Below are 20,809 nucleotides of genomic sequence, written 5' to 3'. Positions count from 1 at the left end.
CCTACTGTGAACATTTCTGAATACTTGCAACCTCTACCAGAACAGCTTAAGCCATGAATCAGTGGAGCTATCCAGTCGTTTTGATCCTTGCCGTGTTGAGTCTTTATGGTTGCGCCCAAACTACAGATAGTGGGTCAACTGACCCGCCGGCTCCCACAAGTAACGAACAACCGACCACAGACACTAGTGACGATGCTGCTTCCACCACCAGCAACAATCATCCCATCAGCGTTTCACCTCAGCCACCTTTCCCAGATAGTAAAGTTAACCTGCCTCCCGTTGAGTCCCTAGAAGTGAAAGGCGACATGACTGTAGCGGGCAGCTCAACAGTCTTTCCCTTAACCAAAACCATGTACCAAATGTTTGTTGAAGACGGCTACGCCGGAGTCATCAGAATCGATGCGCTGGGTACAGAAGAAGGATTTAATCTGTTCTGCCGGGAAGGAAGGTCTGATATCGTCAATGCCAGTCGTGCCATTAAACCTGAGGAAACGGCAGCCTGTACTGCCATTGGACGTCAGCCAGTATCTTTTCGAGTGGGCACAGATGCCCTGGTGGTTGTCGTCAATGCTCAGAACAACTTTATTAATCAAATAGACTTAGAGAATTTGAGCATACTGTTCTCCGCTGAAAAATGGTCTGATGTGAATCCTAACTATCCAGAGGAACCCATCACCCGTTTCGTTCCAAGTCTAGACTCCGGCACATTAGACTTTTTTGTTCAAACCGTTTACGGAGGTGAGCTTGAACCGCTTCTACAGGCTCCCAATACGCAGCTCAGTAATACCAGCGAGGCGCTACTAAACGGGGTTAATCAAAATCCATACTCTGTGGCTATTCTGAACTATGCTTTCTACCATAAAAATGCAAACACCCTAAAGGCGCTGTCAATTAACGGCATCGAAGCAAACTCTACCACCGTAGAGAAAAGTCAATATCCTCTGGCCCGACCTTTATTTATCTACTCTGATATTCAAATTTTAAAGAGTAAACCCCAGGTGGCAGCGTTTATCAACTTTTATCTGAACAACGTCTATCAAGGAATTGCTCAAGTCGGTTATTTTCCCAACAACTCAGACGTATTAGATCAGGAGAAAACAAAATTTCTCAAGGCGATCAACTAGCTGGCCTTCCCAATTGTCCATAAGCATAGAAGTCTCAATCTTCGATTTAGTCATACCAATCCATAACCGTGACCCCAACCACCATCGAACTCGATCTGATCCGCATCGCCTGGGCCTTAGGCTTAGCCGCCGTCGCCATTGGCCTCTCCCTGTGGCAACAGCTAGGTCTAGCAGGCACCCTGGCCCTGGCCACCCTGCGTACGGTGGTGCAGCTGTTTGCCGTCGGGATTTTTCTATCCATTGTCTTTACCCTGCGCAGCCCTGGACTGATTCTGCTGGTGTTGTTGGTGATGATCACCGTGGCTGCCCTGACCGCCCGTAACCGCATTGGCAAGGATATTCCGGGTCTATTGCTGTGGCTATGGGGGGCGATTCTCACCAGTACGGCCCTTACGATTGCCTACACCATGACGGTCGTGGTGCGTCCCGAGCTATGGTATGAGCCCCGCTATTTGATTCCTTTGACGGGGATGGTGCTGGGGAATGCCCTGACGGCAGCTTCTTTGACCGGTGAGCGTTTGGTCAGTGCCCTGCGAAATAATCGCACTGAGATCGAGACGCATCTGAGTTTGGGGGCGACTCCTGGGGCTGCGATCGCAACCTACCGCCGAGAAGCGATCAAAGCAGGCCTAATTCCCACCGTTAACTCCATGATGGTGGTGGGTTTGGTCACCCTCCCCGGCATGATCACTGGCCAAATCCTGGGCGGAGCCGATCCCCTCAACGCGGCGCTCTACCAAATGTTGATCATGTTTATGCTGGCCTTTGCTACGCTGACGACCGCGATTTTGGTAGCCTATGGCATCAAACAACAGTTTTTTAATCAGGCCATGCAGCTGATTGACCCTAAATAACGGAAACAAACATCTCACTAGTCAGGGCAGTGGCGACAACGTTTTTCACCTCGGCTAATACGTCTGCGCCTGCAGAGATAGTTGTTGCATTATCACGTTGCCCCAGGGACAGATCGGCAAAGGTGAGCCCATCCGCTAAACCAATCAGGTCGATTCCCACCTCAAAGTCCATAATCATATCCATTCCTTCCCCAGCCGCCAAGATAAAGGTATCCGCACCGCTGCCACCTGAGAAATCATCTCCTGTCAGTGTATCGTTACCCAGTCCACCCCGGAGAATATCGTCCCCATCATCGCCCCAAATAGCATCGTCTCCGGCACCCCCCAGGAGAATGTCATCTCCTCCTTTGCCACCTATACGGTCGTTGCCCCCATGGCCGAAAATGACGTCATCTCCGCCTACGCTGCCGCCGGAGTCTCGCTGATTAAGATCGCCCCGCAGCACATTGTCATTATCGTCGCCAACAATTACATCATCGCCTAGGTCACCGGCCATGGGTTCAGTAGTTAAACTAGCTTCGGTTTCAGGAGTATCGGCGCTGTCTGTAGACTGCCCAGCGTCATTAGCAAGAGATTCTGGTACTAAATCTGTCACTGGGACAGACGGCTGAGGTTGGGGAGTTAAAGTATCAGCGCTAGGCGGTTCAGTTTGAACCGGTTCTGAGACCATGGGCGATTCAGCCACAGTCGGCTCAGCTGGCAGAGATTCTGGCTCTGGAGTTTCTGGTACAGATGGTTCAGCTATAGGAGATTCTGGTTCTAAGGTTTCTGATGCAGAAGGTTCAACTGCGGGCAAATCTGGAACAGTTGTTTCAGGCTCCACCGGATCAGGGGCAGTGGGTTCACTCTGAGGGGGTAGCGGCTCTATCGGTTCAGGGGCAGTGGGTTCGTTCTCAGCAAGCTCAGGTGCTGGATTTTCTGGCTGAGATGGTATATCAACGGCATCTTGAGATAGTGTCGGAGCTGGCTCAGTACCGGGTAAACGGGTTCCTAAAACGATGGTCCAATAGTCAAAAAAGTTACTTACACCCGTGTCATTTTCTAGCAAGACATGACCAACGCCTAGCTGGGTGACATGGGGGTTCAAAATGTTGTCTAGGTGAGACGGACTGTTTTTCCAGTCTTGGAAGACTTCATCTGCGGTGAATTGTCCGGCGCTAATGTTCTCAACGGCTGTTTGATACTGATAGCCAGTGGCCTGCACTCGACTGGCCAAGGTGGAGCCGTTGGAACCAATGTGAGGATCGACATTGATGGGGTCGGTCAAATTTATATCGTTATAGGCGATATCATCCGTATGCAGCTGAGCTGCCAGGTCCAACTGTGGGTCAAGCGCGACTGCAGACAGACCATATAGCGCCCGCTCATTGTTAACCAGCAAAAGAAACTCTTGGTCAAAGCGAACTTGTTGTACGGATGTATCCATTTTTATAAGTATTTCGGATCGGTATGTGTCTTACTGTTCTTTTTTATCCGCTGACACACAGACGCACCCATGGTGCTAACACTCAACTTCAAAGGATCTTTTTGAAGGAAATTTGAATTATTGGTAAATGCACTGAGGGTGTTTTAACGGTGGGTTCGATGAAAATCAGAGTAGTGAATGACACGTTTGCCGCTAATTTTATACGTGCATTTACTGGTTAAACTCTCCCTCTAACCAGGCTTACACGTCAGACCGAAGATTCTGTGTATTCTTCTAAGCAAATGTGGTGCGCTAGTTGCTAAAGCCCGCACTAGCATCAAAACCAATGGGGGCATGAACAGCCCACTCCGTCTTCTTTCAAAGCTAACCGCACTGTCGTTTGCGTCGACCGCGATAGGCTGCGGGCAATCCGGCAGTCAGCCAGCCCAGACCACTGACGCTGCTCAGGTAGTTGCTACCTATCAGTATTTTTCCAACCACGGCTCCGAGCGCCCGTTAGTATCCAAGTGGCTCCTCATGGATGACGTGTATTCCTGATATCTTGTAAACAAGCGTATCTCTGGGTGCAGTGTGGTTCCTATTCGTGACGAAAATCCGGTTCAAATTACGCCCTATGTTACCTATGGGCTGATCGGTCTCAATGTCTTAATTTTTCTCTATGAGCTGACGCTGTCGTCACCCATGGAGCTAACGACGTTCTTCCGTACGTGGGCGGTGGTGCCAGAACAGCTGACGGCAAGCTTTGTGGGTAACACCAGCACGCCGTTTGCTGTCCATGAGTGGTTTACGCTGATCTCAGGCCAGTTTCTTCATGCGGGTTTTCTGCATCTGGCAGGGAACATGCTGTACCTGTGGATTTTTGGGAATAACGTTGAGGAGCAGCTCGGACGCGCCCGGTTTTTGTTGCTATATCTCACCTGCGGTGTTTTGGCAGCACTGGCCCAGTGGTACTTTGGTATGTTTTCGGAAGTGCCATCGCTTGGGGCCAGCGGTGCGATCGCAGGTGTCATGGGGGCCTACATCTTCAAATTTCCCGATGTTCGCATTCTGACTATTTTGCCCCTGGGGTTTCTGTTTGTGCCCCTCAGAATCCCAGCCATCTTCTATCTAGGCATTTGGTTTCTGCAGCAGGCGGCCTATGGAGTGGCCAGCCTCAGTGCTCCGGCCAATGTGGGCATGGCCGATGGCGGGATTGCCTACTGGGCCCATGCCGGTGGATTTGTCTTTGGGGCGATCCTAGGGCCACTCCTGGGGTTGTTAGATGATGCTGACGTTAGTTCACAACAATGATGCGAATACCATCTTGGGTTTCGTTATCATCAATGCTTTCTAGCAGGTCGTCGCGATCATAATCAAATCTGACATCTTCAATTCTTTGCAGACGTCCTCTACTGCTGTAGTCAAACTCCGTGCTGCCAACACGGTCGAGATGCCCACTGCGGCTATATCGAAAATCAATATTTCCGATGGATCGGATGCGATCGCTGTTAAAGTATCTCAGCCGAACATTACCAATCGAACGAATTCTGTCGTTGGAATCATAGTCTATCTCTGTTGTATAGTCCCGTGATTCGAGTTCAATGCGACCATCGGCATATACTTTAATTTTAGCGCCCTGCACATTGACGAACGTGCCTAGGACATTGCCCTCTCTATCTACATAAATTGCATTAAACCCGTCCTCCTCTTGATTAAGGCCATCCTCTTCGTCAAAATCCACTAGTGTCCCAGAGTAACTTTGATGGGGTGTACTGGCCTGGGCTACTGGAGCAGCCAGCATGCCGGCGGTTAGCAGTAGAGCCAGGCTGAGGGAGAGACTGTGTGAGATGCGTGTGGGAGCCATGATCATCTTGACAAGATATGGGTAGAGCAGGTTAGAAATCAAACTTATAGCAACTGCCGCCGATTTTGACCGATGTAACTTCAGATGGAGTTGCTAAGATTACGAAAATACTTAATAGTCTGTTACCAATCAAACGAAAGACAAGATAACGGCCATCTATATCGCTTTACCTGATATGTCGAGTGCCCTTTCGATTAAACCTTAGGTTTCCAAAAAGCCAAATTGTTCCTTTAGCTCATGCCTTGCACCTGGTGGGGAAGCGCCAACCCTCCCAGGGTTCAAAACCCAGGGCTAACCGAAGGGTGTCCACTGGAAAGGACACAATCATCGGAGGTGTGTGTTTAGGGAACGCTTCCACGACACTTGTAGCGTTTCTCACACGCATTCCCCATTCCCCTACATCACCAAACTGTATGCATCCCAACCAGGAATCGCTATAAACGATGCTTCGATAGCTCCACCACCGACCTCCAGTGCCTCTATATCCAATTGTCCCTTTTAGCGGAAAACCCTCAGTTAGCGCTGACGTTTCAACTCAGCGCGGGCTTCAGCCACACGACCAATCTTAGTGCAAGATATGAGGTAGATGACCGAGAGTAAACATCTCTAACGCCGCTGGCTTCGACTTCGCTCAGCCAGCTAATCTTGAGAGCATGAATGAGGGCTGAGCGGAGTCGAAGCCCGGATTGAGAGATAGTTTTGTCTAATCCACTTATGGAACGCTTTGCTGAGGAACGTCCTACAGGCGCTATGGTTCAGGGTTCAGATGAGCTTAGTCGTCTATGATGTCCAACCATCAGTTAATGCAGCGTATTGCCGCCATACCGTGCACCAGTATGGCAAAAAAAATCTGATCGCGCTGCGCGCGCAAGAAGGGAGTAAGAAAGTTGAGAGAAAAGGGCAAAAGAAAAAGAGAGAAAAGAGCTAGGGAAGAATCCTGGGCGCAGAACATACTACACGAAAACCGATATTGAAGTCGCGGTTGCCGGGCATAAGGTTGTCGCGGACGGCGGAGCGGCAAAGCCCCGGAGTGTAGCTCCAGGAGCCACCGCGTAGTATGCGATAGCCAGAATCTCCTCCCTGAACCCAGGCAGAACTGTTTTTAGGGGCACCCTCATAATTCTCATGCCAACAGTCCTGGCACCACTCCCACACATTGCCGTGCATATCATATAGCTCAAAGTTGTTGGCTGGAAAACCATCCACGGCTGTTGTTCTTCTCTTAAAATTTCCTTTTTCACCATTGCCATAAGTATAATTTCCGTTGTAGTTAACCTGATCGGTACTAATGGTCTCACCAAAGTAAAACGGCGTTGTGGTTCCAGCTCGACAGGCATATTCCCATTCCGCTTCGCTGGGTAAGCGATATTTTTTACCCGTATGTTTTGATAGACGCTGACAAAACTCGACGGCCTCAAACCAGCTCACTTTTTCTACTGGCAAATTATCCCCTTTGAACTTAGACGGAGCAGGCTCCAGATCTATTTTGACCTTCTTCAACTTCGCAACTGTCTGCCATTGGGCTTGGGTCACCGGATACTTCCCCATATAAAAAGCAGACACATGCACCGAATGCTGAGGCCCTTCACTATCAAGACGCTCAGCTTCATGCTCAGGAGACCCCATCAAAAAGTCTCCCTCGGAAATATAGACCATATCCAGCGTGACACCGTTGCCTAAGTCTTCTACAAACGGCTCTGATATTTGAGGTTGGGAAACTGGCGTTTGTTGAGGTCTAACGGATATTGGAGGCTCCGGCGTTGATGCTTTAGACGCTGACCTTGAGGCACCTGGATTATTGATGGTGCCGCCGAGCTGATCGCCGCCTACGGTTCCGGCAAAGCCACCGGCAAACTGAGCCCCGCGCAGGTCATATACCGTACTAACTTCAGTACCCTGAGCACCCCCATCAGTGAGCGGTGTGGCCTCACCCAAGACGACCTTGAGCCCTTTTACCAGTCGGTTCATATCGGCATGAAAGCGTGGATCGTAGCCCACCTCTAGGCCATTTCGCCGGGCCAGCGATTTCAATGACTCTGGCATCTGGGGCCGTCGGGGCATGCCCACATCCTGTAGCAACACAGGAATTACCGGAATCCCCCGCCGCAATGCCGACTCCACCTCAATCCGCACAAAGTCATCTGGGTTATCCAATCGGCGCGTACCATCCGGCTCCGCTACCGTTAGCCAGGTGCGGCCAATAATCACCAACACCACCTGACATTGGCTTACCGCCTGGTCCAAATATTCCGCAAAGTCCACCCCAAACGGAATGCTGTCCACATCCTTAAACACATGGTCGCGACCAAACTCAGTCGCCAAGCGGTCATATATGCGACCCGTTTCAGCAATGCTGTCACTGCGACGATAGGAAATAAAGATCGATCCAGAACTTGACATCAGTTGATACAGAAAATAGCCAATGCAGCTCTAATCTAACGACTAGCCGCTACCTTCTGCATATATACAGCTATTTAACCCGCTTTACCTGACAGATTGAGCATTAAAGCCAGAGGCCGGTCACTAGACAACATCGGGATAACAGCATTTTATGCCGTCGAGATTTCAGGTTAATACTTTGTATCTTGACGGCAACAGATTTTTGCTCTAATTTCAAGTCATGCCGTGATTCACACGGCTGACTAGAACCTAATAATTTGGCACCATCGGCAGGTGCTACCAACACCTGACCGACGGCTAACCCCCAGAAAGCGCATGCCAATCTGGCGGCTGGATATATTATGTCTCAGCCACCTCGATTAGCAAAACTATTTGCGGGTGGCTGAGTTCTTAGGTTCTGGCTTTCCTACCCTCAACGCTTCTCCCTGTGAGAGGTCGTAGGGTCGTACCCAATTGGAGAACCGGAACCCATGTTTCAAGACAATTCCCAAAATACGCCTAACCAACCGCCTGCTGACGGTATCCTACCGGAGTATGAGTACGAGACTGTCAACCATACCCTGATGGGGAGCCTCACCGCTATACGTAACACCATCGCCCTGCTCCACAAGCTCCACTACGCTGAACCCAACGACTGGAGCAAACCCCTGCCCACCGGGCGACCGGATGAGATGATGGCGATTTTGACTAAACGGGTGCGGGTGGATTAAACACCTTGGTGGGTTGGGTTGGGCGGCGGCAATGTGAGGAATGTTGGGTTTCGCCAGGCTCAACTCCAACCTACCGGTTTATGGGCCGAGCGACTGTGGGGTGTTTGCGATCGCTCGGCATTGACCCAGAATTTGAGTTGTTGTGTCAACTAACGGTCATAGAAATAACCGTTTCTACGGTCTCTTGGGGAGCTGCGGTAATGATGGCATTGCCGGTATTGATCGCATTGCGAGGACCGCTCCAGGGCTCAAGACAGTAAAAGTCTTTTCCTTTCACAGTCCAGAAAACTAGGGTGGAATAGTTTTCGTCATAGGAGATAGTTAGTGTAGTATTTCCGTCCTTAACGGTGGCCGTTTGTCCGGTGAGATTGATAAAGGCAAAGTCAATCTCTTCTTGGTCAAAGTCAAACCGACCGTTAAAGGCAAATACCTCCTTGCCGCTTTTGATCTGGTACTCACTGGAAGGAAGGTCAAAGACCAGGTTAGTTTTGTCTGTCACCGCAAAATAGGGGTGAGTGCCCGTGGAAAATGGCATGGGCTGGTCAGACAGGTTGGTGTGGTGGAAACGCTGTTCTAGGGTATTGCCTTTGAGGGTATAGATATAGTCAAGCTGGAAGTCAAAGGGATAGACGGCGTGAGTCTCATCGTTACTTTTGAGGGTAATAGTGAGGCTAGCACCGTCTTCCGTAGATTGTTGGGTGACAGACCAGGGTAGGGTACGACCAAAGCCGTGCTGCTTGAGGGTGTAGGCTTTGCCCTTGAGGGTGTAGGTATTCTCGGGCAGGTTGCCACAGATGGGAAATAGCAGGGGAATGCCCCCCCGTACAGAAAGGCTAGGGTCATTAAAGCGCTCTACATCCAGATAAAACACTTCGCTACCGTTGACCTTCCAGCTAGTGACGATGCCCCCCCGCTCTGGGACGACAGCTACCTGAGCGTCGCCGTCAGTCAAAATATAGGTTAGATATTGCTGCTTTTCGGTGGTAATAGTGCTCATAGTGATTTCTTTGGGGCGTTTCTGCTAAAACCCTGCCACAGGATGGGCATTTTGCCATGCAATCTGTGATACGGCCACCTAATCTTTACGCTACTATTCTGGCTGTCCCTTACCTACTTGTCGAGGTTTGCTGCCCTATGTCCACCGCCTATCCCCGCGATCTGATTGGCTATGGTCAACATCCGCCCCAGCCGCAATGGCCTCATAATGCTCGATTAGCGCTGCAGTTTGTTATTAACTACGAGGAAGGTGGCGAAAACTGTATTCTCCATGGCGATCCGGCCTCCGAAGCCTTTCTCTCGGAAACGGTGGGGGCAGCACCGCTACCGGGGGTGCGCAATATCAACATGGAGTCCATGTATGAGTACGGCAGCCGAGCTGGATTTTGGCGACTACATCGGCTGTTTACCCAGCGTAATTTGCCGGTGACGGTCTATGCGGTGGCGATGGCGTTAGAGCGTAACCCTGATGCAGGCAAAGCGATGGTGGAGGCGGGCTGGGAAGTGGCTAGCCACGGCTATCGCTGGATTGATTATCAATATGTGGGTGAAGACACCGAGCGGGAGCACATTCGCAAGGCTATCGAAATTCATACCCAGGTCACGGGCAGTCGCCCCCTGGGGTTTTATCAGGGACGTCTGAGCCCCAATACCCGACGACTTGTCGTGGAAGAAGGCGGCTTTCTTTACGACGCCGATAGCTATGCTGACGATTTGCCCTACTGGAACCGGGAGTATGGCCGTCCCCATCTGGTGATTCCTTACACCCTGGACAACAACGATATGCGGTTTGCAACCTATCAGGGGTTTAACTCGGGCGATCAGTTTTTTACCTACCTCAAGGATGCGTTTGATGTGCTCTATGGGGAGGGAGCCACGGCGCCCAAGATGATGAGCGTGGGTTTGCACTGTCGGCTCTCGGGACGACCGGGGCGAGCAGCGGCCCTGGGGCGCTTTTTGGATTACGTGATGACTCATGAGGACGTGTGGGTGTGTCGCCGGGTGGAGATTGCAAATCATTGGCATGAGCATCATGCACCTGGCTAGCAGGCTGAGCGCAGTCGAAGCCTGCTGGGCAGTCAGTTTATTTTTCTTAAACAATTGGTCCGCTGGCTAAAATCAAGATTAGTATATTTGTATTAGATCCACTATGGAGGTAATAACCCATGGGCATACGAGACAGCTATGAAAATGGTGTATTTAGCTGGGTTGATTTGATCACCAGCGATCAGGACGCTGCGAAACAGTTTTATGCGGAGCTGTTTGCTTGGACGTTTCAAGATATGCCTGTGGACACTGGCGGTATCTATTCAATGGCCTTTAAAGGCGGTCGGCCTGTAGCTGCGGTGTTTGCCGCACCTGACGATCAGCAAGGACCACCCCACTGGAATGGTTACATCACAGTGAAGGACTTAGATGCGACAGTCCAAACCTGGCAGCACCAGGGTGGCAATGTTGCTATGCCGTCCTGCGACATTATGGATTCCGGTCGGATGGCGATGGTGCAAGACCCTACGGGTGCCTTTGTGGGGCTTTGGCAGGCTAAGGAGTTTGTGGGAGCAGGTTTGGTAAATGAGGTCAATACATTCTGCTGGACAGAATTACAGACCCGTGGTGCAGACAAGGCGGCGGAGTTTTATCAGGCGGTGTTTGGTTGGGAACTTGAGGTGGATGAGAAGCCCCCCAACTACATTACGGCCAGTGTGAAAGGACGCATGAACTGCGGCATGTTCGACATGGATAAGGCCAAGCTGCCCGCAGAGATTCCGTCGCGCTGGGCTGTGTATTTTAATGTGGCGGATTTGGACGAGTCGCTAGCAGCGATCAATCGTCTGGGAGGTAAAGTGCTGATGGACCCCATTGATATTGAGCCGGGTCGCTTTACCACGGTGATGGATCCCCAGGGGGCGACGCTGGCGCTGATGCAGGTAAATGACCCGGATGATTAACTGGTGGCTTTGGTGGCTCTAGTAGCCCTAGCTCCAATCCTCCTTTTTGGTCCGCGCTGCTTTATATAGCATCTCTGTTTGGTGAATCTCGCGGGTTTTGGCCATTAGCTGGTCCTCGGTCAAGGCCCAGTTTGCCAAAGCTTTATCTAGATCCTGCTGAATATCTCGCGCTCCTGGAAACCCGTCATAGCGAATCCGCAGCCGGGCCAGCTCAATCAAATTAAAATCTGTTGCCTCGCCGTTGATAAGGGCTGTGACAGCCTCACGGTCTTTTTTATATTGCGGATGGGTTAGCTCTTTCTTTTCAGCCATGTTTCCTAAATGTTGTCTCCATTAGGGATGGGTAACGGTAATAGTAGCGTGGACTGGAGAAATTTTGGTTAGGCTGAATATAGCTATTAACTGCGGCTGAAGACCCACACCCTATTTCAAAGACCGTTATGATCACCCAAAAACTGCAGCAGCTTCAGTTGATTTTCCACGCGATGGATCGAGCCCTGATTGCTTATTCTGGCGGCATTGACAGCACCCTTGTGGCTAAAATTGCCTACGATGTTTTAGGCGACCGGGCTTTAGCGGTTACGGCAGAGTCGCCCTCGCTGATGCTAGAGGACCTGGATGCGGCCAAACGTCAGGCTGAGTTTATGGGCCTCTCCCATCGCATTGTCCATACCCACGAAATGGACAATCCTAACTACACGAGCAACCCCACTAATCGCTGCTATTTTTGCAAAAGCGAGCTGCACGATACCCTGAAGCCGCTGGCGACCGCCGAGGGCTATCCCTATGTGGTTGACGGTCTGAATGCTGATGACCTCCAGGATTATCGCCCCGGTATCCAGGCGGCAAAAGAACGAGGGGTGCGCTCTCCCCTGGCGGAAGTGGGCCTGAGCAAACTGGAAGTGCGGGAACTGTCTAAGTATTTAGGATTGCCCTGGTGGGACAAGCCATCCCAGCCTTGTCTTAGTTCACGTTTTCCCTATGGTGAGCTGATTACAACAGAGAAGCTACACCGGGTGGGGCAGTGTGAGCGCTATCTGCGTCAGCTGGGGGTGCGCAATCTGCGGGTGCGCTCCGATGGGGAGACGGCCCGGATTGAACTGCCCGCCAGTGAGATTAAGGAGTTTGTGATGACGGTGGATCTTGAGGTGCTGGTGGCAGCTTTCCAAGACTATGGGTTTGCCTATGTGACCCTGGATTTGGAGGGATATAAAAGCGGTAAGCTAAACCGCGTTTTAGCAAAAACTGAAGTTTAGGATTAAAAAAAGCCCCCGATGAGTTCATCGGGGGCTACATTCATTGTTCTAACAAGAGAGGTTTGTGAGTCTAGACAGTTTGCTAGACAGCTACACCCTGACGCTCCTTAGCTTCCTTGATCACTTCTTCAGCCACATTTTTGGGGCAAGGAGCATAGTGATCAAAGGTCATGGAGAACTGGCCGCGACCTGAGGTCATGGTACGCAGATCCCCAATGTAGCCAAACATTTCACTCAAGGGTACATCGGCTTTGATGCGCACACCTGTGGGACCAGGCTCCTGGGACTTGATCATACCGCGACGACGGTTGAGATCACCAATAACATCACCAACGTAGTCCTCAGGGGCAAAGGCGTCTACAGCCATGATCGGTTCTAGAATCTGGGGACCAGCTTTGCCAAAAGACTGACGGTAGCCGGCCTTCGCGGCAATTTCAAACGCGATCGCACTGGAGTCAACCGGGTGGAAGCCACCGTCGGTTAGGGTCACCTTAAAGTCCACCACTGGGAATCCAGCCAGCATGCCTTTTTCCATACAGGCGGCAAAACCCTTCTCCACCGCAGGCCAAAACTCACGGGGTACGTTACCACCGGTCACCTTGGACTCAAAGGCAAAGCCTTCACCGGTTTCATTGGGCTCAATTGTGTACTCAATCTTACCAAACTGACCCGAACCACCGGACTGCTTCTTGTGGGTGTAGCTATCGTTGAGCACCTTGGTAATAGACTCACGATAGGCCACCTGAGGCTTGCCCACTTCCACTTCAATGCCGTGGGTGCGCTTCAGAATGTCTACCTTAATATCCAGGTGCAGTTCGCCCATTCCCTTAAGAATAACTTCGCCGCTCTCCTGGTCAGTTTCCACCTGGAAGGAGGGATCCTCCTGGACCATCTTGCCCAGGGCAATACCCATCTTCTCAGAGCCGCCCTTATCTTTCGCTTCAACCGCAATGGAAATCACCGGATCGGGGAAGACCATCGGCTCCAGCGTAGCTGGCTTTTTAGGGTCGCAAAGGGTGTGACCCGTCTGGACGGTTTTCATTCCCAGCAGAGCGACAATATCGCCAGCCTGGGCGCTGTCCATTTCCTGACGGTCATCAGCGTGCATTTCCACAATGCGGCTGACCCGCTCGGTCTTACCGGTGGCGGTGTTGAGGATGGTGTCACCTTTCTTGAGGGTACCGGAGTACACTCGGGTAAAGGTGAGGGCACCAAAGCGGTCATCCATAATCTTGAACGCCAGGGCGCGCAGAGGATAGTCAGGATCAACCTTGGCCATACCGCCAGTTTCATTACCTTCAATATCTACCTCAGGCTGGGGCTTCACCTCAGTGGGGCTAGGCAGGTAGTCCACAACGGCATCTAGTACCAGCTGTACACCCTTATTCTTAAAGGAAGAACCGCAGTAGGTGGGGAAGAAGGCTAGATCGCGAGTACCCTTACGGATGCAGGTTTTCAGCTCATCAATGGTGACCTCTTCTCCTTCGAGGTATTTCTCCATGATGGTGTCATCTTGCTCAACGGCCAGCTCAATCAGCTTCTCGCGCCATTCAGCCACATCATCAACCATATCCTCGGGGACATCTTTGATTTCGTAGTTCATCGGCTCACCCGAGTCGTCCCAGATCCAGGCCTTCTCAGTCAGCAGGTCAACCACGCCCACAAAGTCGTTCTCAATCCCAATGGGCAGTACCATCACCAGGGGTTCTGCCGCCAGGATATCCTTGACTTGCTTAACCACGCGGTAGAAGTCTGCACCGGTCCGATCTAACTTATTGACATAGATAATGCGGGCGACTTCGGAATCGTTGGCATAGCGCCAGTTGGTTTCAGACTGAGGTTCTACACCGCCGGAACCGCAAAATACGCCAACACCGCCGTCTAGCACTTTGAGCGAACGATAGACCTCAATGGTGAAATCAACGTGACCCGGGGTGTCAATAATATTGAGCTGATGCTCATTCCAGAAGCAAGATGTGGCCGCAGACTGAATGGTGATGCCGCGCTCTTTTTCCTGGTCCATAAAGTCGGTGGTGGCTGCACCATCATGCACCTCACCAATCTTGTGTACCTTACCGGTCAACTTCAAGATGCGCTCGGTGGTGGTGGTCTTACCTGCGTCTACGTGGGCAAAAATGCCAATATTTCTATAACGACTGAGATCTTTCATGGGTATTTTCTAGGGTTTAACTACGTCTCCAAACAGTTTTTGACCACCTTATCGGACCGTTTCAGGACCATTCAGAGCTAAAGCAGACTCGGCCAAGCGGGGACAAACTAATCGTGGCCACAGGCATTAGATAGTTTACTTCAAAATTATTCACATTCCCTGATTTCTTAGCACATAGCTGCCTAAGCGCTGAGGAAATGTGATTAATAAAACCTGGCTGTAGATAGAACCATGGTATCAACTTAGCTCAGCCAATGGCGTTGGCTGGCGTCGTGATAACCGATCTAGATCTATTGGGCTTCTGTTTAGCTAGAGCGTTGACAGACCCCTAGGGGGCGAATACTAAGCGGGCTAGCTGGTAGGTTTCTTGTGTTTGTAAAATCTCGCCCGACTGGCTCACACTGATGGCGGTGGCGATCTCGTCTGGATGACCCACAACTAAGGCCTGCCCCGTGGCCTGCAGCTGTTCCGAATCAGGGTTATACACATAGAGCACCGGTCGCCGGGTGTAAAACACTAAACTGGGTTTCATAAAACCCACCATGGCCAAGGTTTCATCGGGCTGCTGCTCTGTCTGGATAGTCTCAGCGAGCTGTCGCAGGGGCAGCTGCCGCTGAGCGTCGGCAATAGCCGCCACCGGCAGAATTGATACCAGTGTAAACAGGGCAAAGGCCCCAGCGCTCACGGCCCACACCCAGCGGACTTGTCGCCTTAGCAGCAGACCTAGACTCGCCAGGGTGGCCAAACACCACACCAGGGAGCCATATACCATGGCCTGGGATGCCCTTACCCGGACTGGAAAGTCGGGCATGACCGGATCGCCACCGAGCCAGTTGGGGGTGAGGTAAGAGGCTACGGCCAGCAGTACAAAAAAGACAATACTCAGCACCGCACTAATCCAGGTGCCGCGCTGCCTGGGTCCGGTCCACATTAGCCCGACCATGATTGCCGCTGCGGGCATTAACGGTAAAACATAGCTAGGTAGTTTGGTGACAGCGGCTGTAAAAAAGCAAAAGATAGCCAGGAACCAAATTAGAGCAAACAGCCCTAACTGTTTTTCCCTGGGCTGCCGTCGCCAGTAGCCGATAGACCAGGGGCGTAGCCGAGCCATGGCAAAGGGCAACCCCGGCGACCAGGGTAAAAAACCCACCGCCACGACAGCAAAGTAAAAGTACCAGGGAGCGGCATGGCCATTGACCACATCGGTAAAGCGTTCGTAGTTATGATAGCCAAAAAAGCTGTCGATGTAGGTTTGACCGTGAATGGCGATAACCGCGATAAACCAGGGCACTGTCAGGAGCAGCACTAGCAGGCTGCCTTTTAGCAGTTTAATTTCCTTGAGCAGGGTACGGATCTGGCCTGTATAGGCGGCAAACCCAAATACGACTAGACCTGGAATGACGACACCCACTGGGCCTTTGTCTAATACGGCCAGGGCAATAAAGGTGTAAAAGCCGTAGTACCAGCGGGCTATGCCTCCCTGGGCATAGCCCCAGAAGAAACACAGCAGCGCTGCTCCCATACAGCCTGACAGCAGCATGTCCGATACGCCGGTACGAGCCCATACAAGGGTTTGGGGATGGAGGGCTATGGCCACGGCACCAATAACCGCCGCTAGGGTATGCCTTTTGTCGGGACTATCGGCAGCCTGGGCCGCCCCATGGGAATAGCCAAATCGCTCTAGGGTATAAAAACTAAAGCCGGCTAGACCGGCGGCTGCGATCGCAGATGGCAGCCGTACCCCCCATTCACCCACGCCAAAAATATGGAAACACAGGGACATACCCCAGTAGACCAGGGGCGGTTTATCAAATCGGGTTTCGCCATTGAAATAGGGAGTAATCCAGTCGCCTGTGGCATACATCTGGCGAGCGGCTTCGGCAAACAGGGGCTCGGTTTCATCCACCAGACCGATGCCGCCCAGCTGCCAGAAAAAGGCGATCGCTAGGGCAACGACAACAACGGCGATCGCACCCCAGCGGGCGGACGAGGATGATGGAGCCATAACAATTTCAGCCCAAACAACTGCCGCCCTAGTTTACTGCGCGGCGGTCGTGCTCACGGTGTCAATGGGCCGGGGCCAGTAGCGGCCCATCAGGCCATAGGTGACAAAGCCCATGGATTCTCTCAAGGCCAGCAGTCGCCGATAGCGTTGGTTTAATTCGAGGGGCAGTGGACTGGGATAGGGCAGTACCCGGAAGCCCAAGCTGCTAAACACCAGCTGCGATCGCAGCAAATGGGGCGGATCACTGACCAAAATGATGGAGCGCACCCCAGACGGTAGCAGCTGCTGGGCCGTATACTGGGCATTTTCTTCGGTGGTATTGGAGCAGTTTTCCCCAGATATTTTGCTAGGGTCGACACCGACTCGGGTAAGCATGGTGGCCATGATGGGGGCATCGTCACGACCGCTGACAAATACCTGGGGAGCAGCATCCTGCAGGACTAGTTCCGCTGCTTTCATGACTCGGTCAGAGTTAAACCACTGTCCCCGGCCCAGAACAACCACCGCGTCAGCCGCTTGCCCATTGTAAGCAGGTAAAAACGTTGTCAGCAGCGGCTCCCCAATCAGCAGCGGGGAAAGGCCCAAAAAAAGGGCTACCGGAAACCCCCACAGCCATAACCGTTTGATGGAGCGGCCCCGACCCAGCAGAATAAACCCCCGCATCAAGAGACCACTAAGAATCAAAAAGCCCAGCACATACACCCCTCCCAGCATTAGGCTGGCCGTGGGAGACTTCATCAGCCAGTAAAATACTGAGTAGGTAAATTGAGTCCAGTGGTTGATACTGATGTCCGTTTGGCAGACATTTAGAATCGTCTCAAGGTCCATATGAGAACATGCACAGCGGCTATCCACGGTTACAAGCGCTTACACAAAAGACACGATTGCGGCGGCAGTGTTCCTGGGTTTTTCCAGATGGGGGACATGGCCGCATTCAGAAACCCATGCCAGCTGGTTATTTGGCAGGGTTTGCTCAAACCGGTGGGCATCTTTGGTGCCTAGAATTTTATCTTGCTCTCCCCAAATGATCAGGGTAGGGATGTCTAGTTTTTGAATGTGGTTGCTCAAGAAATTATAGCCGCCGCTTTTGGTAAAGGCGATCAGCGCTTCTTTCCACTGGGGCATCTGCAGGTGGAGGGCGGCACAGAGTTCGGCATCTGGGGTGACCAGAGTGCGATCGCAATAGGCCTGCTGGCTAATGCGTCGCCTCACCCCTGGATTTTTTAAAAATGCCGTCGCCCAGCTGTCCAACGGTGGCACCATCAGCTTCCCCATGGCCGGTCCTGCGGCAAAACCCGCACTGTCCAGCAGGACCAGTTTCTCCACCGCCTCTGGAAAATCGAGGGCAAAATCAATGGCCGCAGCCCCACCCATGGATGCGCCAGCCAGGATCATTGGCTGGCCAATTTGCTGCTGCCAAAAGTTGTAAAGGTGCTGCTTGATGGTCGGAGGTGCGATCGCAGCCCCAGAGGTACGGTCAGTAAAGCCAAACCCCAGCAAATCCATGGCCCACACTTGGGCGTGGGGAGACAGCTGGGGAACCAAACGCCGAAATTCAAAAATCGAGCTATCAAATCCAGGGAGCAGCAGCACCGGTTTACCCACACCAGTACACACATAGCTAGTGGCAATGGGCTGCTCTGTGAGCTGTGTGGAAATATCAGCAAACTGAATTTGCTCGGCTAAAGCCACCGATGTGGCCTCGGTCAAATGCTGAGCAGCCGTGGGTAATGTGGGGGTCGCCATCAAGGAGAGTTGAGCAAAGTACAAACATCTGCTGCATTTTCCCATCATCTCCCGCGTTTAAAGTCGAACCGTTGCTGATTGTAGGTAACAGGCCGAAGCGTACGCTTTAGGCCAGGTCCTAAATTGCCGCAAAGCCAAAGGTGACATTAAACTGACGACACCAAATAACAGCAGACTGAAAATCATCAACGGAGATATCTGCAGGAATTTCATAACGCTGGCTACCCTCAATTGATTGCAGGTCGCCCAGATTTACATATTGTTCAGAACTGTAGCTTTTAGGAGTCGCTTCTTTATGTAGCAATACAAATAGATCAGGACCATCTTCGGTGCTAAAGGACTGATCAAATTCAAGATAACGCTTACCATTTTCTTCAACGATAGTAGCGCCACCAGCTGTGTTACTAGAGACTGTCACAAAGCTGCTAGTATCAGCCGCTGCCGCACAGGGATCAGCCGCTGCACAGGGATTAACTGCTGCTGCACAGGGGTCAGCCGCACAGGGGTCAGCCGCGCAAGGATCAGCTGCTGCTGCCGCACAGGGGTCAGCCGCACAAGGATTAGCTGCACAAGGGTCAGCCGCCGCGCAAGGATCAACTGTCGCCGCCGCACAGGGATTGGCATAAGCAGGCTGTACCGCACTCGTAACGACGGCAGAACCCACTGTGAGCAGTGATGAAATGGCTAGGGCTGCAACGTATGTAAGCTTCATGTTGGTTGTTTAGGAGTAGTTCTGTAGAAGACAATTAGAAGGTAAAACTCATCTGTTCTACAGTGCTTAGTTAACAGGGCTACACTGAGCCTTTCCTGAGTAAGACGTCTCAATAAATAAGCATTAGCTTAGAAAAAACTGATTTGTAGAAGAGAGTTCTAAACTTTTTTAAGCACAACGGGTTTTTCCCAAATAATCAGCACAATACACCCTTCGTCACTGGCCACGTCGTGACTTGAATCTGGTGGATTAATCACCAGGGTACCTGCGGTGTGATTACCCTGATAATCGCGTTGGGAACCTGACAACACAATAATGTGCTCATAACCTGTATGACTATGGGCTGGAACTTTAGCGCCCGGCTCATACTTTAGTAACGCTGCCGACGGTCCCTGTTGAGCGTCGCCATAGAGACGATGAATCTCCACACCTGGGCGAAAGGGTTGCCAAGATAGACGTTCTGGATGCTGGCCTAGGAGAAATAGATCGCTTAAAATCACAGGGTTAAAGCTCAATGTCGTATCAGATTTCAATGCTAAGAATAAGAGATTAAATGTACTCCAATTTAGCCGGACTTCGATACAGGTAGTCAAACATATTGAGACTGTCATGGGTATGCAGGCTCAGCACACCCAGAGCCACCTGTCCATAGTTGATCAGTCTCATGGAAGAGCTGCAGCCCTGATGCTCTCGATAAGATTTGACATAGAGTAGTTCTATTCCTAAAGGCTGAATATTCATCCATTCATTGAAATTGACTGTATGGTCAAACAAGCAATTTAGAATAGCAGCCACCTGCTTTAAGGAAAAACAATTTTGCTGAAACAGCTCTCCCATGACAGCAACCTATCTTTGCAAGCAGGTTCAGACGATTTAAGAAAACAGGATTACACAAAGTTAACCTTAGTAGCCTACTGGGTAGGACCGTTTTCAATCGTTATTTGCCACATTGGTCTGATTTTATCGATGTTTACAGGGTTATCGATGGGAGCATGGATATGGATAGGATTCCTCTACTGGCTCAGAATGCTAGCAATCACAGCTATCTACCACCGTCTTTTGACCCATAAAGCCTACAGAAGTCCAGCTTTAGTCAAGTGGATAGGCAGTTTTATTGCCTGTTCTGCTGGGCAAATGGGGCCTAGTTGGTGGAAGGGACATCACGAAGACCATCATCGGTTTACTGACACAGCTGGCGACCCCCACTCATCAGCGAATGGTTTCTGGTGGACCCAATATAGATGGCTACTTTCCAAAAATTTTCTCCCCTCTCGTCTTCCTCTCGATATTGAGCAGGACGTTACATTGAGAACGCTAGATCGATTACACTTCCTGCCACTATTTGTTTTGGGTTGGATTTCTTACCTGGTTGGGGGACTGGAATATTTAGCAGCATTCTTTGTCAGCACAGTCTTGCTATTTCATTGTGTAGCCCTGGTTAATTCTGTGTGTCATAAGTTTGGTTCAACGCCGTTCGCAACTAATGATGTTAGCAAGAACAATTGGCTAGTATCTATCCTCACCCTGGGGGAAGGATGGCATAATTTCCACCATGCGTTTCCCTGGTCAGCCCGTCAAGGCATCACAGTTGTTAATGGTAGTGTGAGCTATTTATCAG

The 20,809-nt window shown here is 51.3% G+C and carries 20 protein-coding genes; 8 read left to right on the top strand and 12 right to left on the bottom strand.

Going from position 1 to position 20,809, the window contains the following annotated elements; all coding sequences use genetic code 11:
* The first annotated feature begins 53 nt into the window (after positions 1-53).
* Both IQ260_RS03190 and IQ260_RS03185 read left to right on the top strand, forming a co-directional pair.
* Complete coding sequence (locus IQ260_RS03190; protein WP_193990778.1) at positions 54-1,124, top strand: substrate-binding domain-containing protein; 1,071 nt, start codon at positions 54-56, stop codon at positions 1,122-1,124.
* 68 nt (positions 1,125-1,192) lie between these two features.
* Positions 1,193-1,978 carry an ABC transporter permease gene (locus IQ260_RS03185; RefSeq protein ID WP_193990776.1) on the top strand — a complete coding sequence of 262 codons (786 nt, stop codon included), beginning with the start codon at positions 1,193-1,195 and terminating at the stop codon, positions 1,976-1,978.
* On the opposite strand, the gene IQ260_RS03180 is transcribed toward IQ260_RS03185, so the two are convergent.
* Positions 1,971-3,404 (bottom strand): CAP domain-containing protein, encoded by a 1,434-nt coding sequence (locus IQ260_RS03180; protein WP_193990774.1) that lies wholly within the window; start codon positions 3,402-3,404, stop codon positions 1,971-1,973. The genes IQ260_RS03185 and IQ260_RS03180 overlap by 8 nt on opposite strands.
* 570 nt (positions 3,405-3,974) lie before the next feature.
* Here IQ260_RS03180 and IQ260_RS03175 point away from each other — a divergent pair.
* Positions 3,975-4,694, top strand: coding sequence for a rhomboid family intramembrane serine protease (locus IQ260_RS03175; protein ID WP_193990772.1), 720 nt, complete (start codon positions 3,975-3,977; stop codon positions 4,692-4,694).
* Here IQ260_RS03175 and IQ260_RS03170 read toward each other — a convergent pair.
* Together IQ260_RS03170 and IQ260_RS03165 are read right to left on the bottom strand one after the other, a co-directional pair.
* Positions 4,678-5,247, bottom strand: a complete 570-nt coding sequence (locus IQ260_RS03170; RefSeq protein WP_193990770.1) for a hypothetical protein — start codon at positions 5,245-5,247, stop codon at positions 4,678-4,680. The genes IQ260_RS03175 and IQ260_RS03170 overlap by 17 nt on opposite strands.
* A gap of 924 nt (positions 5,248-6,171) precedes the next feature.
* Entirely contained in the window at positions 6,172-7,647 is a 1,476-nt protein-coding gene (locus tag IQ260_RS03165; RefSeq protein ID WP_228015463.1) for an SUMF1/EgtB/PvdO family nonheme iron enzyme, read from the bottom strand.
* Between the two features lie 470 nt (positions 7,648-8,117).
* On the opposite strand from IQ260_RS03165, the gene IQ260_RS03160 reads away from it, so the two are divergent.
* Complete coding sequence (locus tag IQ260_RS03160; RefSeq protein WP_193990768.1) at positions 8,118-8,357, top strand: hypothetical protein; 240 nt, start codon at positions 8,118-8,120, stop codon at positions 8,355-8,357.
* Between the two features lie 145 nt (positions 8,358-8,502).
* On the opposite strand, the gene IQ260_RS03155 is transcribed toward IQ260_RS03160, so the two are convergent.
* Entirely contained in the window at positions 8,503-9,354 is an 852-nt protein-coding gene (locus IQ260_RS03155) for an aldose epimerase family protein (RefSeq protein WP_193990766.1), read from the bottom strand.
* A 137-nt stretch (positions 9,355-9,491) separates the two neighbouring features.
* Between IQ260_RS03155 and puuE the strand changes: the two genes are divergently transcribed.
* Together puuE and IQ260_RS03145 are read left to right on the top strand one after the other, a co-directional pair.
* Complete coding sequence (gene puuE, locus IQ260_RS03150; protein WP_193990764.1) at positions 9,492-10,400, top strand: allantoinase PuuE; 909 nt, start codon at positions 9,492-9,494, stop codon at positions 10,398-10,400.
* 119 nt (positions 10,401-10,519) lie between these two features.
* The gene (locus IQ260_RS03145; RefSeq protein ID WP_193990762.1) at positions 10,520-11,302 is read left to right on the top strand and encodes a VOC family protein; all 783 of its coding nucleotides are present in this window, start codon (positions 10,520-10,522) and stop codon (positions 11,300-11,302) included.
* Positions 11,303-11,329: 27 nt separating this feature from the next.
* Here the strand turns inward: IQ260_RS03145 and IQ260_RS03140 are convergent, their stop codons facing one another.
* Positions 11,330-11,614, bottom strand: a complete 285-nt coding sequence (locus tag IQ260_RS03140) for a DUF3288 family protein (protein ID WP_193990760.1) — start codon at positions 11,612-11,614, stop codon at positions 11,330-11,332.
* 128 nt (positions 11,615-11,742) lie between these two features.
* On the opposite strand from IQ260_RS03140, the gene larE reads away from it, so the two are divergent.
* Positions 11,743-12,558, top strand: a complete 816-nt coding sequence (gene larE, locus IQ260_RS03135) for an ATP-dependent sacrificial sulfur transferase LarE (protein ID WP_193990758.1) — start codon at positions 11,743-11,745, stop codon at positions 12,556-12,558.
* An 82-nt stretch (positions 12,559-12,640) separates the two neighbouring features.
* Here the strand turns inward: larE and fusA are convergent, their stop codons facing one another.
* From fusA to IQ260_RS03100, 7 genes are all read right to left on the bottom strand, one after another.
* Positions 12,641-14,728 carry an elongation factor G gene (fusA, locus tag IQ260_RS03130; protein WP_193990756.1) on the bottom strand — a complete coding sequence of 696 codons (2,088 nt, stop codon included), beginning with the start codon at positions 14,726-14,728 and terminating at the stop codon, positions 12,641-12,643.
* Between the two features lie 328 nt (positions 14,729-15,056).
* Positions 15,057-16,733 carry an ArnT family glycosyltransferase gene (locus IQ260_RS03125; protein WP_193990754.1) on the bottom strand — a complete coding sequence of 559 codons (1,677 nt, stop codon included), beginning with the start codon at positions 16,731-16,733 and terminating at the stop codon, positions 15,057-15,059.
* Positions 16,734-16,766: 33 nt separating this feature from the next.
* Positions 16,767-17,561 carry a YdcF family protein gene (locus IQ260_RS03120; RefSeq protein ID WP_193990752.1) on the bottom strand — a complete coding sequence of 265 codons (795 nt, stop codon included), beginning with the start codon at positions 17,559-17,561 and terminating at the stop codon, positions 16,767-16,769.
* Positions 17,562-17,600: 39 nt separating this feature from the next.
* The gene (locus IQ260_RS03115) at positions 17,601-18,479 is read right to left on the bottom strand and encodes an alpha/beta fold hydrolase (RefSeq protein WP_228015458.1); all 879 of its coding nucleotides are present in this window, start codon (positions 18,477-18,479) and stop codon (positions 17,601-17,603) included.
* A gap of 118 nt (positions 18,480-18,597) precedes the next feature.
* Positions 18,598-19,191 (bottom strand): DM13 domain-containing protein, encoded by a 594-nt coding sequence (locus IQ260_RS03110; RefSeq protein ID WP_193990748.1) that lies wholly within the window; start codon positions 19,189-19,191, stop codon positions 18,598-18,600.
* 158 nt (positions 19,192-19,349) lie between these two features.
* Positions 19,350-19,724, bottom strand: a complete 375-nt coding sequence (locus IQ260_RS03105) for a cupin domain-containing protein (RefSeq protein WP_228015456.1) — start codon at positions 19,722-19,724, stop codon at positions 19,350-19,352.
* 16 nt (positions 19,725-19,740) lie between these two features.
* The gene (locus tag IQ260_RS03100; protein WP_193990744.1) at positions 19,741-20,028 is read right to left on the bottom strand and encodes a hypothetical protein; all 288 of its coding nucleotides are present in this window, start codon (positions 20,026-20,028) and stop codon (positions 19,741-19,743) included.
* Between the two features lie 129 nt (positions 20,029-20,157).
* Here IQ260_RS03100 and IQ260_RS03095 point away from each other — a divergent pair.
* Positions 20,158-20,809 (top strand): acyl-CoA desaturase (locus IQ260_RS03095; protein WP_322744887.1); only part of this gene is annotated, 652 nt, incomplete at its 3' end.

It is taken from the genome of Leptolyngbya cf. ectocarpi LEGE 11479, assembly GCF_015207065.1.
GTDB lineage: Bacteria > Cyanobacteriota > Cyanobacteriia > Phormidesmidales > Phormidesmidaceae > Leptothoe > Leptothoe ectocarpi.
This window is presented reverse-complemented; position numbering and strand designations above follow the sequence as displayed.